The organism is Rhizorhabdus sp. P4_G6 (assembly GCF_056401045.1).
Window position 1 is genome coordinate 1 of sequence record NZ_JBFUKC010000005.1, and the last position, 15,061, is coordinate 15,061.

General features: G+C 60.7%; 14 protein-coding genes. 6 read left to right on the forward strand and 8 right to left on the reverse strand.

Annotated elements, in window-relative coordinates; translation table 11 throughout:
- Positions 1-57: 57 nt before the first annotated feature.
- Positions 58-597 (reverse strand): class III extradiol ring-cleavage dioxygenase family protein, encoded by a 540-nt coding sequence (locus AC1DPF_RS07215; RefSeq protein ID WP_477960408.1) that lies wholly within the window; start codon positions 595-597, stop codon positions 58-60.
- Positions 598-1,160: 563 nt separating this feature from the next.
- Between AC1DPF_RS07215 and AC1DPF_RS07220 the strand changes: the two genes are divergently transcribed.
- Entirely contained in the window at positions 1,161-2,465 is a 1,305-nt protein-coding gene (locus AC1DPF_RS07220) for an MFS transporter (protein WP_477960410.1), read from the forward strand.
- Positions 2,466-2,580: 115 nt separating this feature from the next.
- Here AC1DPF_RS07220 and AC1DPF_RS07225 read toward each other — a convergent pair whose 3' ends face one another.
- Genes AC1DPF_RS07225 through AC1DPF_RS07235 form a run of 3 tightly spaced genes read right to left on the reverse strand, consistent with a single transcriptional unit; the run spans position 2,581 to position 4,696 of the window.
- A complete protein-coding gene (locus AC1DPF_RS07225) occupies positions 2,581-3,204 on the reverse strand; it encodes a DsbA family protein (RefSeq protein ID WP_477869187.1) in 624 nt (207 codons plus the stop codon).
- Between the two features lie 8 nt (positions 3,205-3,212).
- Positions 3,213-3,908: a glutathione S-transferase N-terminal domain-containing protein gene (locus AC1DPF_RS07230; protein ID WP_477960412.1), complete on the reverse strand. Its 696-nt coding sequence runs from the start codon at positions 3,906-3,908 to the stop codon at positions 3,213-3,215.
- The gene (locus AC1DPF_RS07235) at positions 3,905-4,696 is read right to left on the reverse strand and encodes an NUDIX hydrolase (protein WP_477869183.1); all 792 of its coding nucleotides are present in this window, start codon (positions 4,694-4,696) and stop codon (positions 3,905-3,907) included. The genes AC1DPF_RS07230 and AC1DPF_RS07235 overlap by 4 nt, the downstream gene beginning before the upstream one ends.
- Before the next feature lie 222 nt (positions 4,697-4,918).
- Between AC1DPF_RS07235 and AC1DPF_RS07240 the strand changes: the two genes are divergently transcribed.
- Positions 4,919-6,058: an acyl-CoA dehydrogenase family protein gene (locus AC1DPF_RS07240; protein WP_477869181.1), complete on the forward strand. Its 1,140-nt coding sequence runs from the start codon at positions 4,919-4,921 to the stop codon at positions 6,056-6,058.
- Positions 6,059-6,113: 55 nt separating this feature from the next.
- Complete coding sequence (locus tag AC1DPF_RS07245; protein WP_477869179.1) at positions 6,114-7,115, forward strand: amidohydrolase family protein; 1,002 nt, start codon at positions 6,114-6,116, stop codon at positions 7,113-7,115.
- 40 nt (positions 7,116-7,155) lie between these two features.
- On the opposite strand, the gene AC1DPF_RS07250 is transcribed toward AC1DPF_RS07245, so the two are convergent.
- On the reverse strand, positions 7,156-8,244 hold the full coding sequence (locus tag AC1DPF_RS07250) for a CaiB/BaiF CoA transferase family protein (RefSeq protein WP_477869177.1): 1,089 nt from the start codon (positions 8,242-8,244) through the stop codon (positions 7,156-7,158).
- 322 nt (positions 8,245-8,566) lie between these two features.
- Between AC1DPF_RS07250 and AC1DPF_RS07255 the strand changes: the two genes are divergently transcribed.
- The 3 genes from AC1DPF_RS07255 (at position 8,567) to AC1DPF_RS07265 (ending at position 11,340) form a co-directional block, all read left to right on the forward strand.
- Positions 8,567-9,412, forward strand: a complete 846-nt coding sequence (locus AC1DPF_RS07255) for a MaoC/PaaZ C-terminal domain-containing protein (RefSeq protein ID WP_477960414.1) — start codon at positions 8,567-8,569, stop codon at positions 9,410-9,412.
- 138 nt (positions 9,413-9,550) lie between these two features.
- Positions 9,551-10,480, forward strand: a complete 930-nt coding sequence (locus AC1DPF_RS07260; protein ID WP_477869173.1) for a DMT family transporter — start codon at positions 9,551-9,553, stop codon at positions 10,478-10,480.
- A gap of 143 nt (positions 10,481-10,623) precedes the next feature.
- Positions 10,624-11,340 (forward strand): TetR/AcrR family transcriptional regulator, encoded by a 717-nt coding sequence (locus AC1DPF_RS07265; RefSeq protein ID WP_477960416.1) that lies wholly within the window; start codon positions 10,624-10,626, stop codon positions 11,338-11,340.
- A 36-nt stretch (positions 11,341-11,376) separates the two neighbouring features.
- Here AC1DPF_RS07265 and AC1DPF_RS07270 read toward each other — a convergent pair whose 3' ends face one another.
- From AC1DPF_RS07270 to AC1DPF_RS07280, 3 genes are all read right to left on the reverse strand, one after another.
- On the reverse strand, positions 11,377-12,861 hold the full coding sequence (locus AC1DPF_RS07270; RefSeq protein WP_477960418.1) for an acyl-CoA reductase: 1,485 nt from the start codon (positions 12,859-12,861) through the stop codon (positions 11,377-11,379).
- Positions 12,862-12,865: 4 nt separating this feature from the next.
- Positions 12,866-14,272: a hypothetical protein gene (locus AC1DPF_RS07275; protein WP_477960419.1), complete on the reverse strand. Its 1,407-nt coding sequence runs from the start codon at positions 14,270-14,272 to the stop codon at positions 12,866-12,868.
- 89 nt (positions 14,273-14,361) lie between these two features.
- Complete coding sequence (locus tag AC1DPF_RS07280) at positions 14,362-14,883, reverse strand: TetR/AcrR family transcriptional regulator (protein WP_477869165.1); 522 nt, start codon at positions 14,881-14,883, stop codon at positions 14,362-14,364.
- Between the last annotated feature and the right edge of the window lie 178 nt (positions 14,884-15,061).

Here is a 15,061-nt window from a genome sequence, read left to right on the forward strand (position 1 = left end):
GATTTCGGTTGGCAACGGGCCTGCAGCCCTTTAGTGCGCCTAAAACGGTTGACTAAATCATGTCGTTTGCGGAATGCAGAGCGCAAAATCGACTGGGAGCGGATGGTGCAGCGGCTTGTAGGAATAGGCGGTGTCGAATCCGGCCGAGATCAGCTCACTGGCCAGATGTTTACCGGCTTCTGCAACGCCCGGCAGCACGAATTCCTTTTCGACTGGCTCTCCCCAGATATTGTTGGGAAAGTTGTGAAAGCGGAACTCAGGGTGCGCATTCACGCAATAGGGCGGCACGATATCTTCACGGAAATTCTCATACTGATCATCGCCCCACATCAGGACGAAATCGGGATTGAAATCGTCCAGCGCCTGTCGCGCCTTTCGAGTCCAGTCGACCATCTGCTCGCGGTGGACCGCTGCAGCCGCCTCGCCCTCGTCGTCGCCCCATTCCTTCTGCATCGCCTCCGACCATCCTGCCGGGGTCTTGAGTGATTCAGGGAGGTTCGGATTCCGCATCATCGCCTTGAGCAGACCGGACATGTTCTTGTCGGGCCAAAGTAGCGGCGGATAGTGACTGATCCCAAGCGCCAAGATTTCGGCCATGTGAGTTCCTTCCGTAGCAATCCGTTAGTTCAACCRAAAAGGCAGATCACGCTGCCACATCCGCTCCCAGTCGATTTTGCGCTCTGCATTCCGCAAACGACATGATTTAGTCAACCGTTTTAGGCGCACTAAAGGGCTGCAGGCCCGTTGCCAACCGAAATCTGCGAACAGGTGCAATGCAATGCTTTCATTGACGCGTGGATGGCCCGTCCAGTTCGGCGGCCTAGGGCAGATCTGGGGCGCTGCGCATGAATAACACATATATGGCATCACTGCAGAATGTACGCGTGATTGCGGTGGCCCGCGCAGAATTAGGCAAATTCGGGTGCATTGGCGTCACCCTCTTGCTACCGTGGTTGGCAACTGATCGACTGATGCCGTCGCCATTGAACGACCGAAAGATCCGGCGTTCTCTGTCTGCGCTTATTACGCTTTTAACACGAATGTCTAAAACGATCAGCAGGGTCCGGCACGACAGGAATGGTCGTAGATCGGGTCGGTAGTCTACGGAGAGGTAGCTCGTGCAATTGAACTATCCAAGCGCGAAGCCGGGGAATTGCATAGTGCAGACAGAGGAGGAGGAGGAGAGCGGCTCTCCCCTGCGAGGCGCGACACTCACCGTCGCCCTTCTGACGCTGCTCTATGCCGTGTCCTATGTCGATCGCAGCATCTTGGCGCTTCTGGCCGCGCCGGTGTCCCAGGCCCTGGGTTTGGACGATCGCCAGATGGCGCTGCTGCTCGGCGTGGGCTTCGCGCTGTTTTACGCGGTGGGTGGCCTTGTTCTCGGTCATTTAATCGACACACGCAGCCGTCGCATCGTGGTCACCGCGGGGATCATTCTGTGGAGCCTCTCCACGATCCTGTCAGGATTTTCCAACGGCTTCTGGATGATGCTCATCCTGCGCAGCGGAGTCGCGCTTGGCGAGGCGGTGCTGACGCCGGCAGCCATTTCTCTAATTGCGGATCTCTACCCCCGTTACATGCGCGGACCTCCGGTAGCAATCTACACTTCCGTTGCCGGGGTCATGCCGATCGGTTCATACGCGGTGGGCGCAATGGCGATGGACCTGGCGGGTGCGACGAGTGGCTACGCCGGTCTGCAAGCTTGGCAATTGACATTCGTCTTCGTCGGACTGCCGGGTCTGTTGCTCGCGGTGCTGTTCGCACTGACTGCCACGGTGCCGGAGCGGCGCGCGATCAACAATATCGCGACTAACGACGCCGACATGCGGGTCGTTTTTGCCTATCTGCGTACCCGCATCGGTTTTTTCGGTCCGTTGCTATCACTCACTGGACTGAACAGCCTGTTTGTCCTCGCGATCATTGCCTGGTTTCCCTCACTGCTGGCGCGTGAGCAAGGGATCAGTCCATCGCACGTTGGCTATCTGATGGCGATCGTCGGCGTACCCGCGGGTTTGTTCGGCAACTTCTTCTGGCAATGGATCGCGACCCGGAAACAGTTGGCAGATCCGGTAGCCGGCATCGTGCGGACCTTCTGGCTGCCGTCTCTCCTTACAGCCCCGGTCTTCGTGGTCGGCCTCATGCTGGATTCGCTCGTCTTGCAACTCTGCTGCGTCGGCGTGGCTATGGTCATGAGTACCGCCTTTGCTGTGGTGTCTCCAATGAGCATCCAGCTTTTTGCTCCCCAGCGGATGCGCGCGCGTATGAGCAGCATCTACCTGTTGTTTGTCGCAGTCCTGGGCTACGGGCTGGCGCCGCTCGCCGCGGTGGAACTGGGAGCACTCGTGGCAGGTGAAGGAAAGGGCCTGCGGCAGGGGCTGATCCTCCTGTCACTCTTGGTCTGGCCGGTGCTCATCTTGCTGACTTTCCTCGCCAATCGCAATGCCCGCCTTGCCGAGGTGCAGTGATCCGCTGGAGATCATTTGGCTTTCCGCTACGCAGAAACAAGCGATGAAGCAAAAGGGGCTTGCCCGAATAGAACCGGGAAAGTCCCCCATTCGCATGCCAACCCGCGGAGGAGGCTCAAGCCTGCTGGCTCCTCCATTGCGCCAGCCGTGCGGCGACTAGCTGCAGCGAGTCGACGCCGAAATACATGTCCGTACCGTTCAGGAAGGTCGACGGTACACCGAAAGCACCGCGCTCGATCGCTTCATCCACCTTTGCACGTAGCGCCGCCTTGGAATCGGGCTGTACGATACGCTCCAGCAGCCAAGGACCATCGACCCCGACCCGCTGGCAGATGTCGAGCAGGACTGCATCATCCGCAATCGAACGATCGTCGCCGAACAGGGCCTGGAAACAACCTCGCGCGAAGGGAACCATAAGCCCCATTGGCTTCAGGATCAGGCAGGCGCGCATTGCCTTGACACTGTTTAACGGGTGACCAGTGGGCGGGAAGATGATCTTGACCCCGGTGATGTCGGCCCAATCCTGCATGACTTTGATATGATAATCGATCTTGCGCTTCGGAAGTATGTGCTTTGACTTGTTAAATTCGATCCCGGGATTGACCGCATTGAAAACACCACCAACGAGGATGGGTTGCCATTCGACCTCAAGTCCGAAACTCTCGGCCAATGGCATGATCCGCTCGAACGCGAGGTAACTCCAGGGGCTAGCGCAATCAAAAAACATCTCGATTTTCATGGTCTCTCCTACGAATCGTTGTGAACCGCAAACAAGCCGGGTGGCGGCCCGGCGCGCATGCCTGCGACGCCGCCACCCGCGGCGATCCCGCGCTGCACTGCAGGCCGGGCGCGGACCAGTGCAAACCAGGTCTTGATTGCCGGGTAATCATCAAGCGTCAGGCCCTGCGCCTTGTGCGTCATGATCCACGGAAAGCAGGCGATGTCGGCGATCGAATAGGCGTCGCCGGCAACGAATGCGCCGGTGCAGGCCAACTGCGCGTCCAGCACCGCGTAAAGGCGGCGCACTTCCTTGCCAAAGCGCGCGATCGCGTAGGGTATCCGCTCCGCGGCGTAGAGCAGGAAGTGGCCATTCTGACCCGCCATGGGGCCGAGGCCCGCCACCTGCCAGGCCAGCCACTGGATTGCCGCATAGCGCCCGGCAGGGGAAGGATCGAGCAACCGGCCGGTCTTCTCGGCAAGGTAGATCAGGATCGCGGCGCTTTCGAACAGGGTTATGGACTTTCCCTCGGGCCCGTCCGCATCGAACAGTGCCGGAATCTTGGCGTTGGGGCTCGCCGTGAGAAATGCCTCGGACTTGTCCTCACCCAATCGAACCGGGATCAGCCGATAGGGAAGGCCCATCTCCTCAAGGCATATCGTGATTTTCCAGCCATTGGGCGTTGGCGCGTGATAGACAGCGAGATCGGCATCCGGCACGGTCATGGTGCCTGCAACATCGAGAGCGGCCGGCGGGTAACGGGATAGCCGCATTCTTCCGGGATGCAGATCCATGATTCGCCGTGCTCGTCTTTCTGCAAGCGGGGCGAAATGGGCTGAATTGCGATGGTGGCAAGGTGCACGATGGCCGCGTCGAAAGCCGGAAAGGCGGCGAGCCTTTCGAGATTGCACAAGGTTGGGAAGATGATCTTCGCCGCGCCGGCTTCCGCTTCCGCAATTGCCTCTTCAGCCAGGATCCAGCGCGCATGCCCAACTTCGTCCTCATCGATGGTCACGCTGCGATCGCCAAGATGCCGCACAATATAAAAACGGGTATCGAAGCGGCGATGCGACTGGAACCTTGGATGCCATTTTGCCCACGGCACGATGACTGACAGGTCGAGCTGGCCGCCTGCTTCGGTGAGCACGAAGCTGAACGGATTATTGGCTTTCAAGGCTGCCTGCATCGCGCCTGCATTGAGGCCCGCCGCCGGCAAGGCTCCCACCAGAATGCCCACTTCCTCCAGCATCTCGCGGATGGCCGCGACCCTGTGTGCTCTTTCCAGCCGGTCTTCCAACGAAACATCCACCAAGGCTGGATCATCCGCAATCCGGTGATCGTCCTCGTCCACACGCCCACCGGGAAAGACGAGGGCATTGGGCGCAAATCGCATCTGCGGCGACCGTTGGATCATCAGGTGCCGGGCGGGCTCTCCCTGCTGTTCCGAAAACAGTATCAGCGTGGCTGCGGCAATGCCGGGGCCGGGATCTTCCGCGTCGGCTTCTTCTCCCATCCAGCTGCTCCCCTTGGCCCAAAGTTGTTGGTCCAACCATAAGCCAAGCGCGCCGAATATTCGCGTTCGACGTCGCACATCCGCCCACACTTCAGCAATTTTCACATTTCCGTTGGTTGCGGGACAGCGGACTAGCGAATTATCCTTTTTGTTCTAGCATTGATCACCATGGCGTAAGCCATATCCAATGCGGCTAGCAGGCCGATTGTGAAGGATGCAGGCATGCTCGATACCAGCACGCGTCAGGGTTTCGATGAAAGCCACGAGCAGTTTCGGGACACCGTACGCAAGTTCCTGGCGAAGGAAGCTGAACCCTTTCTCGACAAGTGGGAAGCCGAGGGAATCACCAGTGCTGCGTTCTGGCGAGCGGCCGGCGAGGCTGGCCTCCTGTGCGCGAGCATGCCGGAAGCTTATGGCGGCGTCGGGCTCGACATCTCCTACGATCTCATCCTGCTGGAAGAGCTCGGTTACATGAACTGCCCGGTGGGTGTCAGCCTGCAGTCGCTGATCACCGCACCCTATCTGCTGAATTACGGGTCGGAAGACCTCAAGGCGCGTTACCTGCCGCGCATGATCAGCGGCGAAATCATCACGGCGCTAGGCATGACCGAGCCTGGTGGCGGGTCCGATGTCAAGAATCTGCGCACCCGTGCCCGGCGCGACGGCGATCACTATGTGGTCAACGGCAGCAAGCTCTACATATCCAATGGCCTGCTCTCGAACCTCGTATTTCTCGCCGTTCGCACTGGAGGTGAAGGCGCGCGAGGCGTTTCACTCCTGCTGGTCGACACCGACGCTCCGGGGTTCGAACGCGGCCGTAACCTCGACAAGATCGGCTTGCATGGGGCCGATACGTCAGAGCTGTTCTTCCATGACGTGCGCGTGCCCGTGTCGAACCTGCTTGGCGAGGAAGGCATGGGCTTCCGCTACATGATGTCGGAACTCGGCCAGGAGCGGCTGTCGCTGTCGAGCATCTCCCAAGCCCAGGCCCAGCGCGCATTCGACGAGGCGGTCAAGTTCGTGAAGGAGCGCAAGGCCTTTGGCCAGCCGATCTTCGAGTTCCAGAATACCCGGTTCACCCTGGCCGACATGGCCGCACGCCTCCAGGCCGGCTGGGCCCATCTGGACTGGGCGCGGACCCGCCACCTTCAAGGCCAGCTCTCATCGGAACAAGCGGCCGCGTCCAAGCTATGGCATTCCGAGAACGTCTGGCACATCGTCGACGCGGCGTTGCAGTTGCATGGCGGCGCGGGCTACATGAACGAATATCCGATTGCCCGGCTATGGCGCGACACCCGGATTCATCGCATCCATGGCGGCACTTCGGAAATCATGAAGGAAGTCATCAGCCGCAGGATCTGACCGGCTGATTCTCTCCTTAGGGCGGCCGATTCCGACCATGAACCAGAGGCAAGCTATGTCCAAATTTATCGACGCCCATTCCCACGTCTCACCGCTCGATTTTCCCGCGGCCCCAAACGCCGCGGTGGCGCCGCGCTGGCCGTGCATGCAGTGCCAGTCGTCGGTCGAGGGCACGCTGATGATCGGTGAAACCCCGTTCCGAAGGCTTGACGCGCGCTCCTGGGACGTCGCGCGCCGGATCGAGGACATGGATCGCGACGGCGTGGACATGCAGGTCCTCTCGCCGATGCCCGAGCTCCTGTCCTACTGGCTCGATCTGACGGACGCGCAGCTGATTTGCGATGCCGTCAATCACCAGATTGCCAGCCTTGTTGCCAGCACGCCTGCCCGTTTTCGTGGCCTCGGCTCCGTGCCGATGCAAAGCCCGGAAACCGCGGCGCGCATGTTGCCGAGGCTGAAGGTCGAATTCGGCCTCAAGGGCGTTGAGATCGGCAGCAATATCAACGGAAAGCTGCTGGGTGAAGCCGAGTTCGACCCGTTCTGGGCCGCAGCCGAGGCTGAAGGCATGGCCATTTTCGTCCATGCGTTGCACCCCATCGCAGCCAAGACCCTGACTCCGGACGTTAACTTTACCGGCTTTGCCCTGTTCCCGGTTGATACGGGCATGACCGCCTCGTCGATCATAATGAACGGCGTACTTGACCGGTTCCCCGGCTTGCGGATCGGCTTTAGCCACGGTGGCGGTACGCTGGGTGCAACGATTGGCCGGTTGCAGCTCGGCTGGGAAAAATTCAAGGCTGCCGACGGGACCGGATCGATGGCACCGTTCGACCAGGCTCGCCGTTTCTTCTACGACACCAATGTCTATGATGCGGACTACCTGCGCCACTTGGCCATCACGATGGTTCCCGGTCAGGTCTTCGCCGGCACCGACTATCCCTACCAGATCATGCAGCAGGATCCGGCGCACTGGATCCGGGGCATGGACCTTCCAGCCGATGTCGAGCACAGCATCTGCTCGGGAGCGGCCGGGCGGTTCCTCGCGGAAGCGCTTTGAATCCGATCTCCTGCCCGGAGTGTTGAGACCGATGCCCGTCTCAGCCCAAGCCCCAACGACTTAGCATCACCTCGCTAGGTTCGCTCGGTGCTATTGCACCCGGCGTGCGCGAGAAGCGCGGTGCGGGGGTCTGCTGCACGATTGCCTCATGAACTGCGTAGCCGCTTCGGGCTTCGATCTGTCGATGTGAAGACGCCTCGTGGAACTCGAGCACCGGAGCGGCGCAGGCATCCCTGTCTTCAAGAATGGCCGTCCACTCGTCGCGGGTCCGGGTGAGGAAAATCGACGCCATCGCCGCGGTCCGCTCCGCCCAGACCGAGGCGTCGTACTGGTCCTCCGCCCACTCCAGCGGCGCGCCGATGCCCTCCAGAAGCGCACGATAGAATTGCGGCTCGACTGCTGCAACGGCGACCTCCTTACCGTCCCTGCAAAGGTAAACACGGTAATAGTTCGAGGCACCGGCCAGGAAATTACGTCCGCGCTCCAGTGAAAGTGCGCCCGTCGCCACGTGCCCGGCCGCGCCGGCAAACAAGGTCGCGACGCCATCGATGATCGCCGCGTCGATTATCTGCCCGCGGCCTGAACGCTCGCGTTCCCACAAGGCGGCAAGGATGCCCATCATAAGAATCATCGAGCCGCCGCCGAAATCGCCGACCAGGTTCATGGGCGGCACCGGCAGTTCGCCGCGCCGGGCGAAGGCATGAAGTGCCCCGGTGATTGCAAGATAGCTGAGGTCGTGCCCCGCCCTCGCCGCAAGTGGCCCTTCCTGTCCCCAGCCCGTCATCCGGCCATAGATCAGCCGCGGGTTGGCGGCGAGCGCATCGGCGGGGGCAAGCCCGAGACGTTCCATGACCCCCGGCCGATTTCCCTCGATCAGGACATCGGCACGGCTGACAATCTCCAGCGCACGGGCGGCATTTCCCGGCTCTCGCAAGTCAAGGACAAGCCTGGCGCGGCCCCGCTCGGTGACGGGATTGACTGTGAACGCTGCCGGGGATGGCCGCTCGATCCGCAACACATCGGCACCCAGATCGGAGAGCATCATGGCGCAATGAGGTCCTGGGCCCATCCCCGCAAATTCTACGCACCGCAGCCCGGCAAGCGGACCGCTCCGGCCTGTCTGCCCCATCGCCTTGTCCCTCCGATGCGCCTTGCCTGCCTCCAGAGCGTTGAAAATACCTGCTGAGCACCACCATCGCTTCCCGCGACCCCAAGAGCGGCTCAGATTAGAACGCCGTTAGATGGATGGAACGCGCCAAGGCCGGCTGTCAAACCCGCTCCGACAACGACGCACCCTTAACGTATGTGCGGCACTTGCATCCCTGCCCTGCGAAAATGTGAGCGGCGGATCCGACCTCCGGTAATGATGGCGCAACTTCCGGTCCGGTTGCAAGGGCAATTGGCGGCGATTGCCGCAGTCCATGCGCAACCCGAGCGCGAGAGGACGGATAATGCTGGCCTATCAGGAACTGATGCATCTGGAGCGCGAGTTTCGCTGCAGCTGGAATGAACGCGACGTAATGATCTATGCGCTTGGACTTGGGTTGCCGTCCGATCCGCTGGATGAGCGGCAACTGGCATTTGTCTATGAGAAGAACCTCGCAGTCCTGCCGACCTTTGTCTCATCGCTGGTGTTGGGAGAGACAGCCATTGCATTTGCCAAGCTGGACTACGCCCGCGTGCTCCATGGGGAACAATCCGTGACGGTGCACAAGCCCATCCCCACCCGGGGCGCGGCCCATGTGCGTTCAAAGTTTCTGGGGGCGTGGGACAAAGGGCTGGGCAAGGGCGCAGTTCTTACCGATATCTCGCATCTCTACCTCGAAGGAGACGATGAACCATTCGCGTCCGTACTGAACACGGCATTCGCGCGTGCCGAAGGGGGATTTGGCGGACCCACTGAGGGCCAGCCGGCCCCTCACCCGATCCCTGCCGGCTGTCATGACCGGGCCCTTATCCTCCCGACCTCGCGACAGCAGGCGCTGTTCTATCGACTATCGGGCGATTCCAATCCGCTGCATGTCGATCCGGTTGCAGCGCGAGCAGTCGGCTTTCGCGAACCTATCCTGCATGGGCTCTGCACTTTCGGCATCTGCCAGCGAGCCATCCTGGCTGAATATTGCGGCTTTGCGTCTGATAAGCTGGAGCGGATCGCGGTTCGCTTCACCGGGGTTGTCTACCCAGGTGAAACCATTCGCGTCGACATGTGGCGCGAGGGTAGCGTCATTTCCTTTGAGGCTTTCGCGGAAGAGCGGCAAGAGAAGGTGATCAGCAACGGCATGGCGGTACTGCGCTGAGCGGTGCTCGATCCCGGCAATGACATTCTTGCTGGATATGCGTTAAACGCCAACTCCACGCTGCGATGCCTCGCACGAAGTTGCATGCGCTGACCGTGGCACTACACCGCGATAGTGCAACATCCCCATCACCGCCCCATGCTGGCGCTTGCCCTTCGCGCTGTAGCTTCGTTCCTGATCGCGACCTTGTTCATGCTGGCCAAATTGGCCGGCCGCCGTGATGTTGCCCTACCCGAAATCCTTTTCTGGCTTCAGTTCGTCTCTCTACCGCTGATGTTGTCGTGGTTCGCCGCGCGTCGCAAACTCCGTAGCCTCGCGACCGGGCAGGTAGGCGGCCACTTTCTTCGCGCCTTGATGGGGATGATCAGCGTCGCGCTCAGTTTCGCTGCGGCTCGAATGCTGCCCCTGTCCGAATTTACCGCACTCACCTTTACGGCACCACTTTTTGCCGTGTTGATCACGGCGTTCGTGCTGCGCGAGCACGTGGGACCGTGGCGGTGGGGAGCCGTCGCCTGCGGGTTTGCCGGCATCATCGTGATCGCCCGTCCCGGTAGTGCAGTCATACCGGTGTCCGGTGGCATCTGCGCATTGCTTGCGGCGCTGACCTCTGCGGTAATCAGCTTCCAGATCCGCCACCTCGGTCGAACCGACAACCCGGTGCGGGCGGCTTTCTGGTACGCGTTTTTCGGGAGCCTGATGACCGTCGGGTTCCTGCCATTTTTCGCGCACGGGCATGATGCAGGGACTTGGGCACTCCTACTGGCCATCGGCATTGTCGGTGCCTTGGTGCAATTGCTGCTCGCCGCCTCGCTCCGACACGGAGCGGTCGCCAGCGTCATTGTCATGGACTCGACCCTGTTGCTTTGGGCCACCCTTTACGGTTGGGCAGTCTGGGGCGAATTGCCGCCGCCGACACTGTGGCTGGGCGCGCCGATGGTCGTTATGGCCGGACTCGTGATCGCCTGGAGCGAACATCGCCTCGCCAGGGCAGCATCCGCCAACATCCCTGGGAAGGAAGCATCCCATCGCCTGGCCCCGGCGGAACGTCCAAGGTCCCAGACCGCCTGAGATAACCGGAAAAGGCCGCTCGGCAGGCCTGATGTTTTCCTATTCCGTTTTAGCACTTGGACCGCTAAGCAGGCTCACTGGTCGGGTGAGCTAGCCCGCGCATGTTCTGCAAACGGAAATTATCGCATATGTCCGGTTCTGCAATGGCACGTCAGGATAAGGAAAGTCGCACTGACACCCGCAGAAATATAAAGGTCACCGCCCGCAGGTTGTTCGCCGAGCGGGGCCTGGAAGCCGTTACGGTAAGAGAGATCGTTGCCGCAGCGGGCGCGAAGAACGGTGGGTCCCTGAATTACTATTTCAAGTCCAAGGAAGGCCTGATCCTTGAACTGGTCAACGATATTTTCAGTGACTTGAGCAGGGTCTGGCTGGATCACTTGTCCGAACTCGACAAAAGAGGCGGACCAAATTCAGTCAGGGACATTGTCGATATCATTGTTCGCGGCCATGTCGCCGAAAGTATCTCTGATCCTTCGCCGACGATGAACCGGTTTATTGCTGGGGTACTCTACATCCGCCGCAAGGAGTTGACCGAATACCTCGATCAGATGAATCTGCTCGTGTACAAGCATCTCCTGCAACGGATCATGGATCTCCGTGCAGACATACCGGAACCGGTCATGCGGCAGCGACTGATCTTTTTCTCTTGGTACGTGGTCGCTGTTCAAGCCGCTTATGAAAGCTGGCGGGCATCGCGTAAGCGGAGTGACGTGTGGGCACAGCCCAACCCGCTCGTTCATCTTGTCGATACGGCAACCGCGCTGCTTGAAACCGGGGTCCCCGACCTGGATGCGCCCGTCGCGGATGGTCACCCCTTTCGGGCGGCGAAGCCCGGCACCAAGGTTGCAATGGCCAGATAAGACCGAATGGTTACGCCCGGCCTCGCGCCGGGCTGACTATTCGGCGGCGATTGCGGTTTCGATCGCTGGTTCGCCAGCTGGCCGATGGTCAATCACCCACCGGACAGACCTCCGCATAGTTTCGATGCCGTCGTGGGGCAGGCCCGCTGGATTGGCATTGAACTCGCGGTAAACCCCGGCCGCGTCACCGCCCGACAGCGGCACGAACTGCTGAACGCCGGCGAGCGAGAATGGATCGATCAGGCGGTCACGCAGCGTCTCCGGATAGATCCCGACGTTCTGAGTGGTATCATCGCACCATTTGATGGCGTCGAGCAGATCCGCAACCGGGACGAGGTTTACGACGCGGTTATTGAGCTGGTCGTAGAAGTCCACCCGGTCAGGGAATCGTGAGATGACCACGCCACCTTCAACAGTGTTTCCGATGACGGTATAGAAGTCTTCCTCCATCGCCACGGCTTCGAGTTCTGCTTCGAGATCGTGGTTGGGGGCGGCGGCCGGAGTCGAAAAGCACGAAGGCAGCGTCTTATAGGCGGCGGCAATTCGTCGGCCAAGGTATTCGAGCTTGGCGAGGCTTTCGTCGTCATCGCCGCATTCGACATAAACCATGCGTGTGTTGACGCAGGCGGTCTGGTTCATCAGACCGGACATGACGGCGATGCCGGTGGCCGCTTCGTCCATCGCCTCTTCGCTTTCTAGCGCCTCTGCACCGATCAGCGAGATTGAAAACTTCGGATTGAGTGCGATCAGGTCGATGCCCGGCTGGAGGAACTTCTGGATATGCTTGACCGAGTTCATCCCGCCCCAGGCCGTGATCTTGTCGATGCGGGTGGTGCGGACGATCTGGTGTTCCATCGCCTCGTCGCCGCCCTTCCAGTAAGCGACCGCAACGTGCTTGGTCACCGGGTGCGAGGCGTCAAGCTCGATCATGGTCCGGGCAATCGCAATGGCCGTCAGCGGATCGTTGGAAGGCGACTTGATCAGGATGTCGGACTTGGAAAGTGCGCCGCCGATGATCGTGGTCGCGGCGACGACCGGAACATTGCCGGCGGTGATGTGCAGCTGACGCGTCCCGACTGCCCGGATGCGATGGCGCCCGTCGCACCCCTCGCGTGGCACCCAGCCGTCGAGAAAAGCACTACCGATGGTGTGTTCGACCCGCTCCGTCAGATAGCCTCCATCGAACATCCCGGGCAGGCGCTCATATACCGACCGCAGAATTGGTTCAGACAGGCCGCCTGCCAGCAGCCCGAGCTCGAAGCTTTCCTGGAAGAAGGGATTGTCGTCCAGCCTCAACCGCTTGCCGACTTCCACCAGGAATTCGATGATCTGGCTGGTGGGCGTGTCCATCAGGTCGGTGAGCAGGACCGGATTGCCCATGACGAGGTCGTGGATGTGGCGATGCGGATCGGGCGAGCGGAATTGGCCCCCGCCGCGCGCGTTGTAGATCGCCACGTCGTCCTCCGTCGGCCAGATGATACGGCCGCGGGAGATGATCGGGATCTCGCGGATGTCGCTCATGGCTTCAGCCCTCCGATACAAAGCTGAGGAAGTCGTCATAGGCTTTCGCCGTGCCTGCGCAGGTGATCTTGTCGTCGCCACCGACCTTGTCGGCATAGCGTGAGATCGCCGGGCCGACATAGGGCTGCTTCCAGCCGCAGCCGCAGTCCTCTTCCCAATGCATCGTCACTTCGTCTCCCGAGATAAACCCGCCCCAGTAGGTTTGCGCGAGCAAGTCGAAGAATCCGTATCGCCCTGTCTGTGTGCCCTCGCGTGGGAGGGGTTTCATGTCAGCGTCGAACAGCACCGGGATGGTCATCGGCATGACGTGATAGTTACCATGGCGGCAGCGCGGCGACTGGCACATCACCTCGGACATGCCGTAGCACGTCCCCAACCGCTCCATGCCGAAGAATTCGCAGACATAGGCCTCCCAGTCCGGCAGGTCGTGCTTGAGCCCCTTCAATCCACCGCCATAGAACGCGATCGACCCTTCCGCGAAGAAGGGCTTCACGCCTTTGTTCGCGCCGTCGATCGCGGTGCGCAACAGGTCTCCGCCGAGGCCCGAAATCTTGACGCGCTTACCCCGGTAGCCCTCGAACAGTGCCTCGAACCAGTCTGCGAGGTCCTGCGAGCGGCGCTTCGCCAGCGCAATCATGTCCTGGCGAGCACTGAGCAGTGCCGGATCGAAGCCCAGCTTTTCCAGTTCGCCACGGTCCTCCGCTGCCTGCATCCGGCCGGCGAGCGACATCAAGTCGGCCGACATGTGGGTCTGGTAAAGCGTGTGGTAGTGCTCGGCGCCACCCGCAGCGAATGTGTTGAACATCATCGGCACCTTGAGCGCCGTCTGGTGCCCGCCGCGATAGGACGGCGCAAAGGTTTCAACCTTGTCCGTATAGGGATCGACGCCCAAGCTGGCGTGCAGCGTTTGCATATAGCTTCGCTCCCAGGCCGGATATTCGGTCTGCGAGCGCGGAACGAAGCTGAGCTTGCCAGTGGTGCCTGACGAGGTGGTAACGAGCATGCCGAATTCGTCGAGCCGGTCGAGCCAAGCCTCGATCGTGGTCAGTCCGTTCAGATCCATGCCGGAGATATCATGGGTGGTCAGGCGGCCAAGCCATGCATGGAGCTTCGGAATATTGCGAGTCTCGATCAGCGACAGCGGATAGTTCTTGAAGACGCGATGGTCGAACATCAGCGGCAAGGCATCCTCGATCCCGTCGACGCTGGTGATGCCTTCCTTTGAGGCGAGCTTGTCCATGGCCGGAAGCGATCCGCTCATCTGCCGGAACCGATGCCTGAGCGCCTCGGTCTGCGCTTCAAGGCAATTGCGCCAGCTCATGGCGTAGAGAGCCTCGAAGCCGAGCTCCGGCCAGTGCTCCGGATGAGCGGGGTCGAGCACCATTTCTGTCGCGATTGCAGCTTCGGCCATTCCAGCTCTCCATTGTTTTGTTGATCACTTTCTTAGCAGCCTGCGCGAAGATGATCAAGGCGGCCTCGGATCCGCCAAACGGACGAGAATCAGGTGAATTTTTCGAGCAGACCTTCCAGCAGCGAACGAACCTCGTCGTGCCCTTCCGTCATGCCCAGTGCAGCCTCCCGGGCCATTACCAGCGAGGTGCTGTGGATGATGAAGGCGAGCGCCGTCGGGGTTGCGGGCGAGATGTCGATGCCACGCGCGGCGGCATCTTTGGCGATCATGTCAGCCTGCAGCTTGCGCGACTGGGACAGAAAGCGGGTATACACGTCGCGCACCCGCTCATTGTGGCTGGCAAGCGAGACGAACGCGAAAGACATCCGGGCATCGAGTCCTTCATTGAGGTCCTTCCAGATCGCCGCGACCGGCTTGTCGGATCGGGCGTCTTTTTCATAGCGGGCCATCCCCCTTTCCGTACGGCGCTGGAAGGTGGCGACCAGGAGGTCATCCATTGACTCGAAATAGTAATAGACGAGACTCTGCTGGATAGCCGCGACTTCCGCCACCCGGCGCGACGAAACCGCGGCATAACCCTCATCGCGGATGACTTTTTCGGCCGCGTCCATGATAGCATGGGAAATTTCGGAGTTACGCGGACCGAAGCGCCGTTTCGAAGTCAAGCTCATTCCCCACCTGCAAAGACGGAGGATTGTTAGACACTACAAAACAGCTTTACAATTTGCGATGGCGCTGCAGTACCGCTTCCATAACGCGGCCCGCCCGCCCCGCCTGTCTTGGTAGGTT